Below are 18627 nucleotides of genomic sequence, written 5' to 3' on the forward strand. Positions count from 1 at the left end.
AATTGGTCAAAGTGCACAATATATTCGTGGGAAATCGGTATAATACTACAATGGAATATTTCACCGCTAACGTGCTATAATGTGCTTGCGTGATAAAGAGAATGAGTATTAGAGAGAGCATCAATCGAAACGGAGGAAATACCCAAATGAAAAAGTATGTTTACATGTTCCCGGAGGGCAACGGAAAAATGCGTGAGCTGCTTGGCGGCAAGGGTGCCAATCTGGCTGAAATGACCGGACTGGGCATGCCTGTGCCGCAGGGTTTCACCATCACCACCGAGGCCTGCACCCGTTATTATGAGGACGGCAAGACTATTTATCCGGATATTCAGGATCAGATTCTGGAGTACCTCGATAAGCTCGAAAAGACCACCGGCAAGACTCTCGGCGATCCCGAGCGCCCGCTGCTCGTATCCGTTCGCTCGGGTGCGCGCGCATCCATGCCCGGCATGATGGATACCATCCTTAACCTCGGCATGAACGACGAGATCTGCGAAGCAGTTGCCAAGCTGACCAATAACCCGCGTTTCGCACGCGATTCCTACCGCCGTTTCATTCAGATGTTCTCTGACGTTGTTATGGAGCTGCCTAAGTCCACCTTCGAGCAGTTTATCGACCAGGTAAAGGACAAAAAGGGCGTTAAGATGGATAATGAACTGGACGCGGACGATATGTCCGAGCTGATCGTTCTGTTCAAGGATCACTACAAGAAGTCCCTCGGCGAAGATTTCCCGCAGGACCCGAAGAAGCAGCTGATGGAGGCTGTCCGCGCGGTATTCCGCTCGTGGGATAATCCGCGTGCGAACACCTACCGCCGTATGAACGACATCCCGCACAGCTGGGGCACTGCTGTAAACGTACAGTCCATGGTATTCGGCAATATGGGCGAGACCTCGGGCACCGGCGTAGCCTTCACCCGCAACCCGGCCACCGGCGAAAAGAAGCTGTACGGCGAGTTCCTGATGAATGCACAGGGCGAGGACGTTGTAGCCGGCATCCGCACCCCGCAGCCGATCTCTGCGCTGGCAGATACCATGCCGGAGGTTTATCAGCAGTTTGTTGACATTTCCAGCCGTCTTGAGAAGCATTACGGCGATATGCAGGATATGGAGTTCACCATCGAAAACGGCAAGCTCTACATGCTGCAGACCCGTAACGGCAAGCGCACCGCACAGGCAGCGCTCAAGGTAGCGGTTGATCTGGTGGACGAAGGCGTCTGCACCAAGGAGCAGGCGGTTATGAAGGTCGAGGCAAAGCAGCTTGACGCACTTCTGCACCCGACGTTCGATCCGGCAGCTCTCAAGGCAGCTACGCCGATCACCACCGGTCTGCCGGCATCGCCCGGTGCAGCCTGCGGCGCGGTTTACTTCACCGCAGATGATGCAGCTAAGGCCCACAAGACCGGCATCAAGGCTGTCCTTGTCCGTCAGGAGACCTCTCCGGAGGATATCGACGGCATGGCCGTATCCGAAGGCATCATGACCGCCCGCGGCGGCATGACCTCGCACGCAGCCGTAGTAGCCCGCGGCATGGGCACCTGCTGTGTAGCAGGCGTAAACGGCATCAAGGTTTCCGAAGAGGATAAGACCCTGACCTTTGCCGACGGCACGGTAGTGCACGAGGGTGACGTTATTTCGCTCGACGGCTCCACCGGCAACGTATACCTCGGCGCGATCGCAACGCAGGAGGCTGAGCTGACCGGCGACTTCGGCCGCTTCATGGGCTGGGCTGACGAGATTCGCACCCTGCACGTTCGCACCAACGGCGATACCCCGCGTGATGCAACGCAGGCCCGCAAGTTCGGCGCAGAAGGCATCGGCCTCTGCCGTACCGAGCATATGTTCTTCGAGCCGGCCCGCATCAAGGCGGTTCGTGAGATGATTATTTCCGATACGCTCGAGCAGCGCAAGGCGGCTCTGGCCAAGATCCTGCCTATGCAGCGCGGCGACTTTGAGGCAATTTACCGCGCGATGGGCGGCCTGCCGGTTACCATCCGTCTGCTTGACCCGCCGCTTCATGAGTTCCTCCCGCACGAGGATGACGAGATCAAGGAGCTGGCCGATGAGATGGGCGTATCCTTCGACAAGCTCAAGGGCAAGGTAGAAAGCCTGCACGAGTTCAACCCGATGCTGGGTACCCGCGGCTGCCGTCTGGACGTTCTCTATCCGGAGATCGCCGAGATGCAGACCGAGGCTATCGTATCCGCAGCTATCAACGTCTGGAAGGAAGACGACCTGCATATCACGCCGGAGATCATGGTTCCGCTGGTATCCGAGGTCAATGAGCTGCGCTTTGTAAAGAAGGTTATCAAGGCTAAGGCTGACGAGCTGATCGAGCAGTCCGGTCTGAAGATGAAGTATATGGTCGGCACGATGATCGAGACGCCGCGTGCCGCAGTCACCGCAGGCGATGTGGCCAAGGAAGCGGAGTTCTTCTCCTTCGGCACCAACGACCTCACCCAGATGACCTACGGCTTCTCCCGTGATGACGTGGGCCGCATTCTGGAGACTTACTTCGACAAGAAGATCCTCGAGTCCGATCCGTTCGCTCGTCTGGACCAGAACGGCGTAGGCCGCTTGATCCGCTTCGCTGTTGCAGAAGGCAAGCGCACCCGTCCGGACATCAAGCTCGGCATCTGCGGCGAGCACGGCGGCGACCTGTCCTCCGTCGAGTTCTGCCACAATGTTGGTCTGAATTACGTTTCCTGCTCGCCGTTCCGCGTGCCGATCGCACGTCTGGCAGCGGCACAGGCTCGCGTAAAGGAGCTTGGACTGGCATAAACCTCCCCAAACTTGACATACAGCGCGAAAGGCTTCGGAGCATTGCTCCGAAGCCTTTCACGTTTGGGCTGTCGCGGAACCACGGTTCCGCCGACAAGCAGGAACGGACCGTGAGCCGTTCCAAAGTCGTCCGAAAGTTCCTATTCAGAAACTTTCTCCCTCCAGATGTAAAAAAACCGAACGCTATCCTTGCGCGGCTTTTTTTGGCCGCGCTGCGTGGCGCATGTCCTCGGTTTTCTTGCATTTGCAGAGCAAATGCTATTTTATGCGCGCTTACGCGCGATTTTTAGAGAACCTTCTCCACATCCTCCGCAATCTGTTCTGCGGTGAGGTGATTGTCCTTCAGTACCTCGTCTGCGTCATAGCGGTCGAGGAACTCCTTCTTGAGACCAAAGTTCAGTACCTTCATGTCAGAGTCACCGTAGAAACGCGCAATCTTCTCACCGAAGCCGCCGTCGAGTACGCCGTCCTCGAGGGTGATGACCACATCGTGCTCCGCCTTGAGGCTCTCGAGCAGGTCAGTATCCACGCCGGTGATATAGTACGGGTTGATAAGGGTCGGCTGTACGCCGGTCTTTTTCTTGATGAGCGCCGCCGCCTGCTCGCCGAGCGGGTAGAACGAACCCAGACCGATTACGGCAACCTGGGTACCTTTCTCTTTAACCTCGTAGGTGTTCAGCCTGCCGAAGTCCTTGGTAACAGCCTTTCCGTCCGAAACCAGTGCGCCGCCCGGCATGCGGATAACGACCGGGTGCTCGTTCTGCTCAATGCTCCAGTCGAGCATCGCCAGATATTCTTCCTTGGTAGTCGGCGCCAGATAAACCAGATTGGGGATGTTCGCCAACATCGGAATGTCGTACAGACCGAGATGCGTTACATCGTTCATGCCGTAAACCGAGCCCCACGCAACGGTAATGGTAGCTGCGTTGCTGTTGATGCACAGGTCCTGCGAAATCTGGTCATAAGCGCGCTGAATGAACGTGCTGTACACGCCGTAGACCGGCTTGCCGCCGTTTGCTGCGATACCGGACGCCAGTGCAACCGCGTTCTCCTCGGCAATGCCTACGTCGATGAACTGCCTGCCGGCCTTCTTACGCATCACCTCGGTGAAGCCGAGCACGGTCGGCGTACCCGAGGTGATCATGCACACAGACGGGTCATCCTGCATCTTCTTCATCATAAAGTCGAGCGTAATGCTCTCATAGCACTCGCCGCTCATGTCCATCAGCGGCTCGCCGGTCTCCGGATGGAACGGCGCACAGTAGTGCCATGCCTCCTTGTGCTGCTCGGCAGGCGCGTAGCCCTTGCCCTTCTGGGTGACGATATGCACAATAACCGGCTGCCTGCTGTCCTTTACGGCCTTAAATACCTCGATCAGCGAAGCAATATCGTTGCCGTCGGCTACAAAGCGGTAATCCAGACCCATCGCACGGAACAGGTTGCACTCGGCCTTGCCGCCCGTCTCGCGCAGCAGGCGCAGGTTCTGATACAGACCGCCATGATTCTCCGCGATGGACATATCGTTGTCGTTGACGAGGATGATCAGGTTGCCGTCCAGTTCTGCCGCATAGTTGAGTGCTTCGAGCGCTTCGCCGCCGCTGAGCGAACCGTCGCCGATGATAGCGACCACGTTGCCGTCCTCACCCTTGAGGTCGCGGCCCTTGGCCAGACCGCAGGCCAGACTGACCGAGGTGGAGGTGTGGCCGATGGTGAAATGGTCGTGCTCGCTCTCGTGCGGGTTGCTGTAGCCGGAAACGTCGTCGTAGTGCTCCTCGTAGAGAAAAGCGTCCTTGCGGCCGGTCAGCATCTTGTGCGGATAGGACTGGTGGGAAACGTCGAATACAAACTTGTCCTTCGGGGACTCGAAGACATAGTGCAGTGCGATGGTTGCCTCTACCATACCGAAATTCGGGCCGAAATGGCCGCCGTGACGGCTCAGCTTGGTCAGCAGTGCATCACGTATTTCGGACGCAAGCACGGTCATCTGCTTAATGTTCAGCTTCTTCACGTCAGCGGGACCGTTGATGTTCTCGATATACATAGTTTTCCTCCTGAATATTTTTTCTAGACTCACTCTATCACTTGGAGTGTGCTCCAAGTCAAGCGGTTTTACGAAAAATTATGCAAAAATAAAAGCACCTGATCCCAGGTGCCCTAAGGCAACACCGCACAATTAAAGCGGCGGTGCTTTGCGGAAATTTTGTGTCCTGACTTTGTTGCAGTTTCACGGTAATACATCAAGTATTACCGCAAAACTGGGCCTCGTCAGTACGCAAAATTTACTCGCAAATCACTCTTGTTCAATTATGCGGTATTGCCTTAATGCTCAAATAGATGCGGAAAACGCTTCTCCATTCACCGTCCAGTGCGCTTTTCCGTCCTGCACATACAGCTCGGCGCCGCCGCGTTTGCAGCCGGCGTTCAGAAAAACAGCTGTGCCGTCCGGATTCAGGCGATAGAGATTGTAGCCGAAGTCCTCGGCAGCGCGGTAACGCGCGGTGTGCCCGAACACAAAGCCGACCATCGTGCCGTCGTCCAGAGAAACATAGTTGGTAAAATCAAAGCCCGCATACGGCGTCGCGCCAAGCTCGGACTGCTTCATCAGACCGCGCTCGCGCTGATAGGCAGGGGACTCGAGATAAGCCATACTGTTCGGATACAGCATCGCGTACGAGGGATATTTTTTGCCGGAGGGGACAGCACCTGCGCCGACCTCACCGACCTTTGTGCCGCAGTTCATGCAGAATTTTGCGCCGTCCGGCAGCTGCGTGCCGCAGTTCATGCAAAACATGGTAATCGCTCCTTTACATATACTTTAGTATATCGGGAGAGAGACCGTCTGTCAAATAGCCGTCACAGGAAAACCACGAAAAGGAAAAAGAAAAACCGTCTTTTCAAAAAAGACGGTTTTCGGTGGCAGCCGAAGAAGGATTCGAACCCTCACAAACAGAGTCAGAGTCTGTCGTGCTACCTTTACACAATTCGGCTATTTGTTAAGTTTTGCTGTCGTTTTGATGACTCATCGCTGACGACTTGTTTAGTATATATCAGAATCCGGGATTCGTCAACCCTTTTTTCGAAAAAAATTAAAAATTTTTTCGGAAGGGGACAACCGTCGCTTTTACGGCGGCCGTCCCTCGCGTTCGAGAGCCTCCCGCAGCTTTTCGAGCGCACGCTTTTCAATGCGCGAAACATAGCTGCGCGAAATACCCAGCCGTGCGGCAATCTCACGCTGCGGCAGGGGAGAGGCCAGACCGATGCCGTACCGCAGGCGGATGATCTCGCGTTCCCGCGGAGAGAGACAGCCTGCCAGCGCGCGGTGCATGGCATGGTACCGGTCCTGCTCCTCAACGGCGGACAGACCGCTGTCCTCGCAGCAGATGATATCCTGCAGGGCAAGCGCATTGCCGTCGCCGTCCGATTCGAGCGTGTCCGAGAGCGAAAGCTCGCCCGCACTCTTGCGCTTCTGCCGGAAATACATCAGCAGCTCGTTCTGGATGCATTTGGAGGCGTATGTCGCCAGCCGGATATTCTTATCCGCCTTAAAGGTGTTCACGGCTTTAATCAGCCCGATCGTGCCGATGGACAGCAGATCGTCCTGCTCCGTACTTACAGCGTAATACTTTTTTACAATATGCGCTACCAGTCTGAGATTGTGCTCGATCAGCTTTTCCCGTGCCTCGGCGTCCCCGTCCTGCTGCATGCGGCGCAGCAGAACCGCCTCCTCATCGGGCGTGAGCGGCTTGGGAAACGATCCGTCCGCGCCCTGTACACGCAGCACAAAGAAGAAAAATGCACCGCCGAGCGCAAATAAAGCAGGGAAAAGCATGGTCAGCACCTCGTTTCGATAAGATACTGCTATTTTATGCTGTGAATAGCTTAAGTAGCACAAATAAAGAGGCAGTACCGCATAATACAGCAAGAGCGATTTACGAGTAAATTTTGCGTACTGATTAGGCGCGGTTTCGCAGCAATGTTTTGTGTATTGCAAGAAATCGCGGCAGCGCGGATGGAACTCGCGCAAGGAATCGAGGCCGATATCAGGATACAAAATTTCCGTAAAGCGCCGCAGCTGAATTATGTGGTATTGCCTCCAAAAAGGACTTGTAATTTGACAGAATATCCAGTATAATATAGTGAGTATTTACAGCAAATTGCATAGGGAGGTGTAACCATGGTTATGGCATTGGACAAAATGCCGGCTCTGTCGGATTATGGCGCGATTATCGCGCAGTTTTTGCCGTTTGTAGTTCTGATCGTCGTATTCTACTTTTTCCTGATCCGTCCGCAGCGCAAGCGCGACAAGCAGGAGCGCGATATGCGTAACTCCATCGAGATCGGTGATGAGATTTCCACCATCGGTGGTTTTATCGGCCGCGTAGTCAGCATCAAGGACGACGTTCTGGTCATCGAGTCTTCGAGCGACCGCACGAAGCTCAAGATTTACCGCTGGGCGATCCGCGGTAAGGAGGCTCCGGCGACCGAGACGGTCGAGGCGCCCAAGGAAGCAAAGAAGGACGCAAAGTAATAACCCCATTTCTTGCCGAATAGCATGACATATAAATAAAATTCGGCGGGAGGCTATGAAATGATGAGAAAAACCAATGAGGGTCAGTCACCGGTCGGTATCCTTTTACCGTCGGTGCTTGCCGGATTGCTCGGTACTCTGCTGCTGATGCTGCTCGGTGCGGTGCTCGTTCACCGCGGCACATTGGCAGAGGGTGCAATAGCGCCTTGTGCACTGGTGTTCCTTGCACTCGGCAGTGCGCTTGCCGCACTGGTCGCTGCAAAGCGCGCAGGCGAAAACCAGTTTTTCTGGTCGCTCGGCGCAGGTTTTGCGGTTTTTCTGATCCTGCTGATCGTTGCGGTGCTGCCGCTCGGTCAATCCATTCATTTTGTACGCACGGTGATCAGCCTGCTCTGCTCGTTGATCGCCTCGGCACTGGGCGGTTACGCCGGTGCCAATATGCGGAAAAAGAAGCGTTACAGCCACATCAAAAAATAGGAGGGAAATCAAATGAAGCATATTTCTACCCTGACTTCTGCAACCCTGAAGCAGACTGCAGCACACGGCGGCTGCGGCGAGTGCCAGACTTCCTGCCAGTCCGCATGCAAGACCTCTTGCACCGTGGCAAACCAGAAGTGCGAGCACGCAAAGTAATCACGCTTAAAAGGAATATGCAAGGCGCGCCTGCGGGTGCGCCTTGTTCCTGTATATCGGAGGAAAATAAATGATTCATCGTTATCAGAAAAAAGGGCTGAATTTCGTGCTCGATGTCAACTCGGGCGCGGTACATCTGCTCGATGATATCAGCTATGCAGTGTCCGGACTGCTGGATGAAAACATGGGTGATACCTGTCCGCAGAGCATCATTGACGCCCTGCCGGACTACACCGCGGACGAGATCCGCGAGGCATACGACGAGCTGTACGAGCTGAAAAAGGCCGGTCAGCTGTTCGCGCAGGATGATTACATCGACGTAAGCCGCTACATTCCGGTGAATGCACCGGTCAAGGCCCTGTGCCTGCATGTAGCGCACGACTGCAACCTGCGCTGCCAGTACTGCTTCGCATCCACCGGCGACTTTGGTCAGGGCCGCAAGATCATGCCGCCCGAGATCGCCAAGAAGGCCATCGACTTTGTTATCGCGCGTTCCGGCGTGCGTCACAACATCGAGGTCGATTTCTTCGGCGGCGAGCCGCTCATGGCGTGGGATACCGTTACCCAGACGGTCGATTATGCCCGCAGCCTGGAGGAGAAGTATAACAAGAAGTTCCGCTTCACCATCACCACCAACGGTCTGCTGCTCGATGAGGACAAGCGCAAGTACATCAACGAGAACATGGACAACTGCGTGCTGTCGCTCGACGGCCGCCGTGAGGTCAACGACGAGTTCCGCAAGACGGTAGCCGGTACGGGCAGCTATGACACCATCGTGCCCAAGTTCAAGGCGCTGGTGGACGAGCGCGACCCGAACCTCGATTACTACGCGCGCGGCACGTTCACCTCGCACAACCTCGATTTTGCTGAGGATGTGCTGAGCATCGCGGATGCAGGCTTTGACCGCCTTTCCGTCGAGCCGGTAACGGCTGACCCGGGCTGCGGCTACGACTTGACCGAGGACGATCTGCCGAAGATCGAGGCCGAGTACGACCGTCTGACCGATATCATGCTCGAGCGTAAGAAGGAAGGCAAGCCGTTTACCTTCTTCCACTTCATGGTCGATCTGGATCAGGGTCCGTGCGTTGTCAAGCGTCTGCGCGGCTGCGGCGCGGGCTACGAGTATGTAGCCGTAACGCCGGACGGCGACATCTATCCCTGCCACCAGTTTGTCGGCAAGGATGAGTTCAAGCAGGGCAGTGTGCTCGACCAGTCCTTCAATATGGACATCGCGCAGAAGTTTGCCGGCATGAACATCTATTCTCGTCCGAAGTGCCAGAAGTGCTGGGCGAAGTTCTACTGCTCGGGTGGCTGCTCGGCAGCAAACTACAACATGAACCACGACATGAACGACTCCTACGACCTCGGCTGCGAGATGGAGCGTAAGCGTCTGGAATGTGCAATTTACCTAAAGGCAATGGATAAAATTTGTGCAAATCAGTCGAAGTGATGAATTGTAAAAAGAATCCGTAAAATCCGTTGCGAAACGGACTGTTTGTGCGTATAATTGCTCTTGTATTTGTACTGCCCTGTGAAGGAGATGATATTATGCCGCAGAATGTACTGGTTTCCGTGCTTGGTGAAGGTGAATATCTTCAGAAGCTGATCCGCGCCATCCTGGAGAAGAAGGTCGTACCGCAGCGCAATCTGTTCCTGTCCGCGAAGAATGCGGCGGCCTGCAAGGCTGCAGAGGGCTACGACGAGGTTCGTATCTGCGAGGACGAACTTGCTGCCATGATCAAGAGCGAGATCGTGCTGCTCACCGCTTCCAAGCGTGAAATGCCGACCGAGCTTGCCAAGATTTCCAGCAGTTCGCAGAAGCGCGTGGTAGTTTCCGTGTGCGACAGCGAAAAGGTGGATCTTGCGTACCTGGCTGACCGCATCGCCGCTGCAACCGAGTTGATCGCGGCCGTGCTGCACCGTGACGAGGAAGGCAAGCTGTATGCAACCTACGAGATCAGCAAAAAGGTACGTCCGTTCCTGCGCAAGCCCTGCGAGGATCTTGTGAACGCGATGTGCGAGACGATCAACGAGGAAGGCTAAGTCCGTCTGTTGTTCTAAAAAGATAAAACCGGGAATATGCTGTTCTATGACTTTTCCAAGGGGGAAGACGTATGAACAAACAGCATATTCTCGGTTTTTTTGACGATTTGGTGCGGACGCCGGTGTTCCTGTTCCTGTGTGCGATGTTCCTGTGCGGTGCAGCGGCGGGCGGTCTGACCGGTCTGCGGGCCGGCGAAGGGGACGGCGCGGCAGTGCTTTCCGGTCTGCTGGCTGAATTGCCCGCGCATGTGGTGCAGAGCACGCTGTGCGCGCTCATCTGGGTGCTGCTGCCGCTCGGGTGCGCCTTTCTGCGCCCGAGAGAGCTGCTGCTGAGTGCGGTTGCCGCAGCACGCGGCTTCGTGCTTGCCATGACCGTCGCGGTCAGCGTGGGAGAAGGAAACGCCCTCATCATCGGAGCAGCCGGCGTACCCGCCGTGCTGAGCGTCTCCGCGCTGCTTGCCGCATGCTCTATGGTCTGGCAGGGCGGCGAAGCCACCGGACGGTATTCGCTTCGAACGTGCAGGATGCCGTATTTCCTGTGTATTACGCTCGCCGCGCTGAGTGCCCTCCTGAGGGCCGCGATAGCGGCACTGTGCAATGTGTAAGTCTGTATAAAAATGCACAAATGCACAGTGAAATGATGCAGAATTGAAAATGGCCTATCCTTGCGCGAGTTTCGTTTGTGCTGCGTATGTGACGGTAGCATTTGTTCATTATCAATGGTGCCAATCCGATAGACGGCGGGGTGAGGGCGGGCTGCCCTCACCCCGCCGTTTTCCAAACTATTTGCACACTGATTCACGACCACGTCGATTTTCCATTCTTCATTATTTAGCTCGAAAAATCCTATATCCATTGACGCAATCATTCGATTGCGCCTTTTTTGTTGCAAGCTCGACAATTTTATGCTAATATTTAGTTAGATTAACGAACTAACGGAGGGACAGCGCGAACATGGAAGACGCAGAGCAACTCAATTCCTTTCTGGTCGATGTGTTCGGCCGGATCAACAAAATCGAAGAACGCGCCATGGCGGGCGGACTGGGCAGCGCGGTGTCCATCACCGAAATCCACATCATCGAGAAGATCGGTGACAGGGAACCTGTGCGTATGAGCGAGGTTGCCAGGTCAATCGGCGTAACACTGGCTACGCTGACGGTTGCGTGCGACAAGCTGGTCGCCAAGGGACTGGTGCGCCGTGTGCGCAGCCAGGAGGACCGCCGCGTTGTCAATATCATGCTCACCGACAAGGGTAGGGCCGCCTACGAGTACCACAAGGACTTTCACGAGCGTATGATCGCGTCTTTGGTGGACACGCTCTCGCCCGAGCAGACCGCGCTTCTGGCGCAGAGCTTAGAGAAACTGCAGGACTTCTTCCGCCACGAGGAAGCAGCCGTGGAGGGAGAAACCAATGGATAACCTGATATTCTGTCTGAATGCCACCGTGCCGATTTTTGCGATCATCGTGCTTGGCCGCTGGCTGCGCAGCAAAAACTTTTTCACCAAGCAGACGCTGACCGACATTGACCGTCTGTCGTTCAAGGTGCTGCTGCCGATCCTGCTGTTCCGCGATATCGCACAGGGACGCATCACCGAGCAGTTCGACCCCGTGTTTTTCTTTTTCTGTGCGGGTGCGACAACGGTGTATTTTTTTGCCGTCTGGATCGGCGCGTCCCTCTTTCTTAAAGATAAGAGTATGGTGGGCGCGTTTACACAGGGCGCTTTCCGCGGCTCGCAGGCGATACTGGGTGTGGCCTTTGTGCAGAATCTGTACGGCAATGCCGGTCTTGTGCCGCTGATGATCGTGGCAAGCGTGCCGCTGTACAACATCTTTTCGGTGCTGGTGCTGACTGTCACCGCTCCGGACGCACAGCAGGCGGACCACCGCGGCCTGGTCGGCAAAACGCTGCGCGGCATCATCACCAACCCGATCATACTGGGTATTTTCGCGGGTCTGCCGTTCTCGCTACGGGCAATCGACTTTCCGCCGATGCTGGACAAGGGTCTGTCCATGCTGGGCAACTGCGCAACGCCGATGGCGCTGCTGAGCATCGGCGCGGGTTTTGAGGGCGCAAAGGCAATCAAAAAGCTGGGCCCGACCTGTGCAGCCGTGTTTATCAAGCTGGTGCTGCTGAGTGCTATCTTTCTGCCGATGGGCGTGGCGCTCGGCTTCCGCGAGCAGACACTGGTGGCTATCGTCATCCTGTGCGGTGCGCCGAGCACAGCGTCCGGTTATGTTATGGCGAAAAATATGGGCGGTGATCATGTGCTGTCATCGTCGATCATTGTGCTCAGCACGGCGTTGAGTGCGGTTACGCTGACATTGACGCTGTTCATTCTGCGTTCGATGGCGCTTATTTAACGTAAGTTTTTCGCCTTCGAGGCGAGGGGAACGCCGGCGGTTTCCCCGGCGGTTTCGCCGGGGAAACCAAAAGGGTAGACACCTGCGGTTTCTACCCTCTTGGGACTCCCGTTTCCCTTTGGGAGAGCACGGCGAAATTTGCAGAGCTGAGACTATGGGGGAACGGCCGTACTGTTCATCTTCCGTAGGGGCGGCCAATGGCCGCCCATTTCTCAACCGCAGATGCTCAAGCTGTTTTCTGACTGCTACACAGATCGGCGGCTCTACGCTGGGTGCGGCATAACAGTGCCGCACGAATCGTTAGTCTGGAGATTGTAGACAGCACCTGCGAATATAGACACTTGGTAACATTTATCTTCGTAGGTGCCGTCTGTGATAACACGCTAACGAATTGCGCGACACGGGTATGTCGCGCCTGCTGGAAGTAGCCGGTCTGTGTAGCAGTAAGCTATCCGGGAACTGCGAATATTTTACGAAACAAACGCAAGAGTAACCCGACTGCCGTACCCCTATTTTCGCAGCGGTCGCCGGTCTCTGGTCTGCGCCAGACTATGACAGGAAACGGGTGATTCACAAGAGGGTAGAAACCTTGGTGTCTACCCTCTTGTGCGCCCGCGCGGCGTCAGCGCAGATTTCGTTCGCTTCGCAAGCGATAACTCATAAAATCAGCACAGATTTTGCAAAAGACGCAAAGAAAGGAGCATCCGGCCATGCTGACTTACCATCTCAAACCGTACGACCAACAGCCGCTCTACGAGCAGCTCTACCACGCTGTCCGCGCGGACATCATGTCCGGCGCCTTGCCCGGCGGCACGCGCCTGCCGAGCAAACGCCAGCTGGCGGCCAATCTGCGCGTCAGCCAGATCACCGTGGAAACCGCTTACGGTCAGCTTGCCGCCGAAGGCTACATCGCCTCTGCGCCAAGGCGCGGCTACTTTGTGCAGGAGCAGCTTGCCGTGCCAGTCTCCGAGCCGCAGGAGCCATTTACACCGCCTTTGTCGCCGATTTTCGCCTCTGAGGAGACCTATCCTTACGATTTTCGCACGGATTTTGTCGATAACGGCTGCTTTCCGTTCTCCACATGGGCGCGGCTGTCGCGCAGTGTGCTGAGCGAATACTCGAGTGCACTGCTCCGTGCGACCGACCCATGTGGCGCGGCGGAACTTCGAGAGGAGATCGTGCGCTACCTGCACGACTTCCGCGGCATCAATGTCTCGCCGGACAACATCCTCATCGGCGCAGGCTCGGAGTATCTGATGCACCTTGTCATTCAGCTGCTCGGCCGCGACCGTGTGTACGCGCTCGAGAACCCCGGCTACCGCAAGCTGTATCAGATTTTCGCAGTGAACGGTGTGACCGTGCGTCCGACACCGCTGGACAAGCACGGTCTGCGTGCTGACGCGCTGGCCGCGAGTGACGCATCGGTGGTATACCTTACGCCGTCGCACCATTTCCCACTGGGCACGGTTATGACGGCTGCCCGCCGACTGGAAATCCTTCGCTGGGCGTCGGAAGCGCCCGACCGCTACATCATCGAGGATGATTACGACAGCGAATTCCGCTACGCCTCTCGCCCGATTCCGGCGTTAGGCGAGCTAGATCGGACAGGCCGTGTCGTGTACGTCAACACCTTTGCGAAAAGCCTTGCCCCCGGACTGCGCATCGGCTATCTGGTGCTGCCGAATGCGTTGATGGCGCGCTATCGTGAACGGTTTTCGCGGTACTCATCTACCGTGCCGAGCTTTGACCAGCACACGCTGGCGGCCTTCATGCACACCGGCGGCTTCGAGCGGCACATCAGCCGCAGCCGCAAGATCTATCAGGCACGCCGCGACGCGCTCATGGCCGCACTTGACCGCGAGCTGGCCGACCTGCCGCATGAGGTCTCGCGCTCGGAAGCCGGTCTGCACCTGCTGCTGCACATGCGCAACGGCATGCTCGAGCACGAACTTATTGAGCGCGCAAAGACGGTCGGTGTGCGCGTTTACCCGCTTTCGGCGTACTATACGCCGCCGGTCAAGCCGCCGCGAGCAACACTCGTGCTCGGCTATGCCGGTCTGACCGAACAGCAGATCGACGAGGCGGCAAAGCTGCTCAAGCAAGCGTGGACAAAATAAATGCAACCCGAAGTGCGATAAATTTCTGCGAAAATTTGTAGCACTTCGGGTTTTTATTTCGTATTACCGGTGAAAGGAGGATGGAGCATGACCGCAAAAACACCCGAACAACTCGTCAGCGTCTACGGTGACATGGTATACCGATTGGCGTATGCGCAGACGCGCAGCCGTCACGATGCGGACGATATTTTTCAGGAGGTCTTTCTCCAGACCGTGCGTAAACGACCGGTTTTCGACAGCGTGGAGCACGAAAAGGCATGGCTGCTGCGGGTGACGCTCAATTGCCTGAAAAGCCACTGGCGCATGGCATGGCGGCGGCACGACACACCGCTCGATGATCGCATTCCGTTTCCTGAGCCGGAGGACAGCGCACTGGATGAAGCCCTGCGGCGGCTGACGCCTAAGTACCGCGCGGCAGTGCATTTATTCTACTACGAGGGTTACACCGCAGAGGAGATTGCGCGCATGAGCGGGGAAAAACCGTCCGCGATACGTACACGGCTGACGCGCGCACGGACACAGCTGCGCGAATTGATGAAAGGAGAGTTGGACGATGGATTTTCACAAGCAGTACCGCGGCATGAATGAGAATATCACGCCGAGCGACGCACTGGTGCAGCAGACAATCGCCAAAATGGAGAGCGGCAGGCCGCACAGAGCGCGAAAACCGCTCAAGATCATCCTTGCGGTTGCGGCGGCACTGGCCTGCGTGAGCACCGCCGTAGCCGCCAATCAGGAGGCGGTTCTGCGGGTGCTGTACCAAATCGCACCCGGCATGGCGGAGTACCTGCAGCCGGTCGGGCAGGTCTGTGAGGACCGGGGCGTCAAGCTGGAGGTCGTTTCGGCGGACGTGGAAGGCAGCACGGCAAAGGTTTATTTGTCGCTGACCGACACCACCGGCAGCATGTTCGGCGATGCCGCGCCGGATATGTACGACAGCTGGCATTTGGATTATCCGCGCTTGGGCAGAACTGCACCGCTGTCCTGCGGCTGCTCGACGGTTGACTACGATCCAAGTACCCGCACGGCAACATATTTTCTTCAAATTGACGATTTGGGAGGAGATGTTCCGGCAGGCGCGTTCGAGTTTTCGTTTAACAAGCTGCTGATTGGAAAAGTAGAGCAGGAAGATGTTCCGGTAACGGCGGATTTGTCCGCAGTGATGCAGAATGCACCGACCGAGAACCACGATATCAACGGTCTGAGTGCGTCGGATATCTCGCTGTACGAAACCATGCACGACTATGATTTTCTTGTTCCGCAGGGCACTTTGTGGCAGAGTGAGAATGGGGTATGCGCACTGATTGCTGCCGGATGGCAAAATGGAGAACTGCATTTGCATTATCGCACAGATGGTTCGCTGACGCTGGATAATCACGCAGATTTTTCGACCTTGCACCTTGCGGACGGCACGGAACGGATGTGCGAATACACGGTATCCTACAAGGATTTTGACAATGATATTGATTACACAGAGTACGTTTTTCCGATGGCATACGAGGATGTTGCCGGCTGTACACTTACCGGTGATATCTACACCGCAAGCGACCTGATGGACGGCAGCTGGGCGGTATCCTTCCGGCTGACGCAGTAACGCAAAAATGAGGACATATCCGGCAGATATGTCCTCATTTTTTATCCGTTTTATCCTTTTTCTTTACCGAATGCGCGAACACAACTGATTTATCACCGAATTTCTGCCGCAGCGCGTCAACCGTCTGGTCGAGCTTATGCTGACGGTCGCGCTTCTGGATATCCTCGGCGGCGTCAAACAGCGAAAGCTGCTCGCACGACTGATTTTCCGGCAGCAGATTGGCTGCCGTGACCGACAGCAGGCGCACCGGCTTGTCCATCGGCCAGTGCCCGAGCAGCAGCTGCATGGACAGGTCGATGAGCGCACGCGTGGAATTGGTCGGCCGCTCAAGCGTTACCTGCCGTGAGCGGTTGTGAAATTCCGGGTCGCGGATGCCGAGCTGCACGGTCTGGCACACCATGCCGCGCTTTCGCAAACGTCTGCCGACATTGTCGCACAGCGCCGTGATGCCCATGCGGCATTCGTCCGCGCCGAGCAGATTGTGCGCGAACGTCATGCTGTTGCCGACCGATTTGACCTCTCGTTCCGCGTAAAACGAGCGCACAGGCTCATCGTCCTCGCCTCTGGCGTAACGCAGCAGAAGATCGCCGTTTTTGCCCAGAATGCTGTGGATAAACGCCGGATCGCAGGCGGCAAGTTCGCCGATCGTGCGCACGCCCAGTCGGTTCAGCCGGTCGCTGGCGCGTTTGCCGACATACAGGAGTGTGCTCGCGGGCAAGGCCCATACGCGCTGCTTGAAATTTTCGCGCGAAAAGACCGTCGTGCCATCCGGCTTTTTGTAATCGCTGCCGAGCTTGGCGAACGCGCGGTTGAACGATACGCCGACCGAAATGGTCAGCCCGACCTCCTCGCGCATGCGGCGGCGCAGCTCGTCCGCGATATGCTCGCCGGAGCCGAACAGGTGTATCGAGCCGGTGACATCAAGGAAGGATTCGTCAATGCCGAACGGATCGACAAGATCGGTGTACTGCAGGTACAGCTCGTTGCATTTGCGCGAAAACTTCACATATTCGCTCCGATGCGGTGCTACCAGCCGTAAATCCGGGCATTTTCGTTTCGCCTGCCAGATGGTCTCGGCGGTCTGTACGCCGAAGGCTTTGGCCTTCTCGTTCTTGGCGAGAATGATGCCGTGACGGCTCTCCGGATCACCGCAGACGGCGGTCGGTCCGTCGGCAAGCGACGGGTCGAGCAGCGTTTCCACACTCGCGAAAAACGAGTTGCAGTCGCAGTGCAGAATGGTTCGGTCCATCGGTCATCATCTCCTCCCGAACGAATGTTTGCATCGTATAACTGCATTATATCCGAAAAAAATGTGCTTGACAAGTGGGAGAATGAGGTGCATACTGTATTTGCAAGCAAGGGTGCCGTGATGAGCGGCTGAGAGGGCGAGAGCCTAACCTTTTGAACCTGTTGGTTAGCACCATCGTAGGGAAGCTGTCGCATACACTTGAAATTTTAATGCTCCGGTTTTACCGCATGGTGAGACCGGAGCATTTTTTCTTGCGGAAAAGAGGATATTTGCATGAAAGTAAACGGTAAAGAACGTGCCGTTCCCGCAGAGGGCACGGTTCTGGCACTGCTGAAGGAGTTGGGTCACGACCCGCAGCGTGTGGCTGTCGAGAAGAACGGCACCATCATTCCGCGTGCGCAGTTCGCGGAAGAGCAGCTGACCGATGCCGACCATCTGGAAGTCGTATGCTTTGTGGGCGGCGGCTGATACCGCTTCGCGCCAAACTGCAGTTTGGTGCAAGAGGGGACATGTTGCGTAAAACGCGGATATGTCCCAAAGAAATTTGCGCGCTGCGAGCGGTACACAAATTTCTTACTGGTGTGAAAACCGAGATATATGCTCCCGGTTTTCATGGAAATTGCAATGCAATTTCCGATTAAATGCACGCTGCGCGTGATTACAGGAGAATTCCCATGATTTTAACCAAAGAACAACTGCATGACGCACTGGTGGAACGCCACGGCGCGGATATTCAGGCTAAGCTGGACAAGGCGTGTGTCGGCATTGCGGGTCTGGGCGGGCTTGGCTCCAACCTTGCGATTTTTCTGGCGCGGCTGGGTGTCGGTCATCTCATCCTCGTGGATTTCGATGTGGTGGACATCACCAACCTCAACCGACAGCATTACACGATGAAAGATCTCGGCATTCCGAAAACGCTCGCGCTTGTCGAGCAGCTTGAGGCCATCAATCCCTATCTCACCTACGAGACTTACACCGAGCGGGTCGTTCCGTCCAACGTGGAGCGGCTGTTCTCCGGCTGTGATGTGGTCGTAGAGGCGTTCGACAAGCCGGACCAGAAGGCCATGCTGCTCGAGAATCTGCTTACCAGACTGCCGGAAAAGCCGGTCGTGTCGGGCAGCGGCATGGCAGGCTACGGCTCAGCGAACCTGATCAAGACCGAAAAACGCTTCGGCCATGTGTATCTCTGCGGCGACGGTACAAGCGATGTAGCCGACGGTCTCGGCTTGATGGCGCCGCGCGTAGCGGTCTGCTCGGCACACGAGGGAACCATGGTGCTGCGTCTGCTCATTGGCGAAACGGAGCCGTAAATAGAAAACGG

The 18627-nt window shown here is 56.2% G+C and carries 18 protein-coding genes, 1 tRNA gene and 1 riboswitch; of the genes, 14 read left to right on the forward strand and 5 right to left on the reverse strand.

Annotation, left to right across the window (positions count from 1 at the left end):
• The first annotated feature begins 146 nt into the window (after positions 1-146).
• Positions 147-2780: a pyruvate, phosphate dikinase gene (gene ppdK / locus PGY33_RS02735; protein WP_118478090.1), complete on the forward strand. Its 2634-nt coding sequence runs from the start codon at positions 147-149 to the stop codon at positions 2778-2780.
• Positions 2781-3066: 286 nt separating this feature from the next.
• On the opposite strand, the gene PGY33_RS02740 is transcribed toward ppdK, so the two are convergent.
• The 4 genes from PGY33_RS02740 to sigK all read right to left on the reverse strand — a co-directional run bounded on the left by PGY33_RS02740 (position 3067) and on the right by sigK (position 6609).
• Positions 3067-4821 carry a 1-deoxy-D-xylulose-5-phosphate synthase gene (locus PGY33_RS02740; protein WP_118753484.1) on the reverse strand — a complete coding sequence of 585 codons (1755 nt, stop codon included), beginning with the start codon at positions 4819-4821 and terminating at the stop codon, positions 3067-3069.
• Between the two features lie 285 nt (positions 4822-5106).
• Positions 5107-5571: a zinc ribbon domain-containing protein gene (locus PGY33_RS02745; protein ID WP_199667344.1), complete on the reverse strand. Its 465-nt coding sequence runs from the start codon at positions 5569-5571 to the stop codon at positions 5107-5109.
• Positions 5572-5694: 123 nt separating this feature from the next.
• A tRNA-Gln gene (locus PGY33_RS02750) sits at positions 5695-5768 on the reverse strand.
• Between the two features lie 133 nt (positions 5769-5901).
• Positions 5902-6609 (reverse strand): RNA polymerase sporulation sigma factor SigK, encoded by a 708-nt coding sequence (gene sigK, locus PGY33_RS02755; protein ID WP_110435350.1) that lies wholly within the window; start codon positions 6607-6609, stop codon positions 5902-5904.
• 345 nt (positions 6610-6954) lie between these two features.
• On the opposite strand from sigK, the gene yajC reads away from it, so the two are divergent.
• The 11 genes from yajC (at position 6955) to PGY33_RS02810 (ending at position 16057) form a co-directional block, all read left to right on the forward strand.
• Entirely contained in the window at positions 6955-7308 is a 354-nt protein-coding gene (gene yajC, locus PGY33_RS02760) for a preprotein translocase subunit YajC (protein ID WP_242988051.1), read from the forward strand.
• Between the two features lie 60 nt (positions 7309-7368).
• Complete coding sequence (locus tag PGY33_RS02765) at positions 7369-7785, forward strand: TIGR04086 family membrane protein (RefSeq protein ID WP_118284649.1); 417 nt, start codon at positions 7369-7371, stop codon at positions 7783-7785.
• Positions 7786-7797: 12 nt separating this feature from the next.
• Positions 7798-7941, forward strand: a complete 144-nt coding sequence (scfA, locus tag PGY33_RS02770; RefSeq protein WP_110435348.1) for a six-cysteine ranthipeptide SCIFF — start codon at positions 7798-7800, stop codon at positions 7939-7941.
• A gap of 70 nt (positions 7942-8011) precedes the next feature.
• Positions 8012-9391, forward strand: a complete 1380-nt coding sequence (gene scfB, locus PGY33_RS02775) for a thioether cross-link-forming SCIFF peptide maturase (RefSeq protein ID WP_117751057.1) — start codon at positions 8012-8014, stop codon at positions 9389-9391.
• A gap of 98 nt (positions 9392-9489) precedes the next feature.
• Complete coding sequence (locus PGY33_RS02780; RefSeq protein WP_270477236.1) at positions 9490-9984, forward strand: NAD(P)-binding domain-containing protein; 495 nt, start codon at positions 9490-9492, stop codon at positions 9982-9984.
• Between the two features lie 71 nt (positions 9985-10055).
• Complete coding sequence (locus PGY33_RS02785) at positions 10056-10589, forward strand: hypothetical protein (RefSeq protein WP_270477238.1); 534 nt, start codon at positions 10056-10058, stop codon at positions 10587-10589.
• A gap of 349 nt (positions 10590-10938) precedes the next feature.
• Complete coding sequence (locus PGY33_RS02790) at positions 10939-11403, forward strand: MarR family winged helix-turn-helix transcriptional regulator (RefSeq protein WP_110435344.1); 465 nt, start codon at positions 10939-10941, stop codon at positions 11401-11403.
• Positions 11396-12346, forward strand: coding sequence for an AEC family transporter (locus PGY33_RS02795; RefSeq protein ID WP_270477240.1), 951 nt, complete (start codon positions 11396-11398; stop codon positions 12344-12346). Before PGY33_RS02790 ends, PGY33_RS02795 begins: the two co-directional genes overlap by 8 nt.
• A 710-nt stretch (positions 12347-13056) precedes the next feature.
• Positions 13057-14463 (forward strand): MocR-like pyridoxine biosynthesis transcription factor PdxR, encoded by a 1407-nt coding sequence (gene pdxR, locus PGY33_RS02800; protein WP_270477241.1) that lies wholly within the window; start codon positions 13057-13059, stop codon positions 14461-14463.
• Between the two features lie 87 nt (positions 14464-14550).
• Positions 14551-15051 carry an RNA polymerase sigma factor gene (locus PGY33_RS02805; protein ID WP_270477243.1) on the forward strand — a complete coding sequence of 167 codons (501 nt, stop codon included), beginning with the start codon at positions 14551-14553 and terminating at the stop codon, positions 15049-15051.
• Positions 15017-16057, forward strand: coding sequence for a hypothetical protein (locus PGY33_RS02810; RefSeq protein ID WP_270477244.1), 1041 nt, complete (start codon positions 15017-15019; stop codon positions 16055-16057). The genes PGY33_RS02805 and PGY33_RS02810 overlap by 35 nt, the downstream gene beginning before the upstream one ends.
• 34 nt (positions 16058-16091) lie before the next feature.
• On the opposite strand, the gene dinB is transcribed toward PGY33_RS02810, so the two are convergent.
• Positions 16092-17306, reverse strand: coding sequence for a DNA polymerase IV (gene dinB, locus PGY33_RS02815; RefSeq protein WP_270477246.1), 1215 nt, complete (start codon positions 17304-17306; stop codon positions 16092-16094).
• A 98-nt stretch (positions 17307-17404) separates the two neighbouring features.
• Positions 17405-17507: riboswitch (TPP riboswitch) on the forward strand.
• Between the two features lie 72 nt (positions 17508-17579).
• Here dinB and thiS point away from each other — a divergent pair.
• Complete coding sequence (thiS, locus tag PGY33_RS02820) at positions 17580-17774, forward strand: sulfur carrier protein ThiS (protein WP_199667346.1); 195 nt, start codon at positions 17580-17582, stop codon at positions 17772-17774.
• 206 nt (positions 17775-17980) lie between these two features.
• Positions 17981-18616 carry a sulfur carrier protein ThiS adenylyltransferase ThiF gene (thiF, locus tag PGY33_RS02825; protein ID WP_117751049.1) on the forward strand — a complete coding sequence of 212 codons (636 nt, stop codon included), beginning with the start codon at positions 17981-17983 and terminating at the stop codon, positions 18614-18616.
• Positions 18617-18627: the final 11 nt, after the last annotated feature.

This window comes from Butyricicoccus sp. AF18-9LB, from assembly GCF_027684505.1.
GTDB classification, from domain to species: domain Bacteria; phylum Bacillota; class Clostridia; order Oscillospirales; family Butyricicoccaceae; genus Agathobaculum; species Agathobaculum butyriciproducens.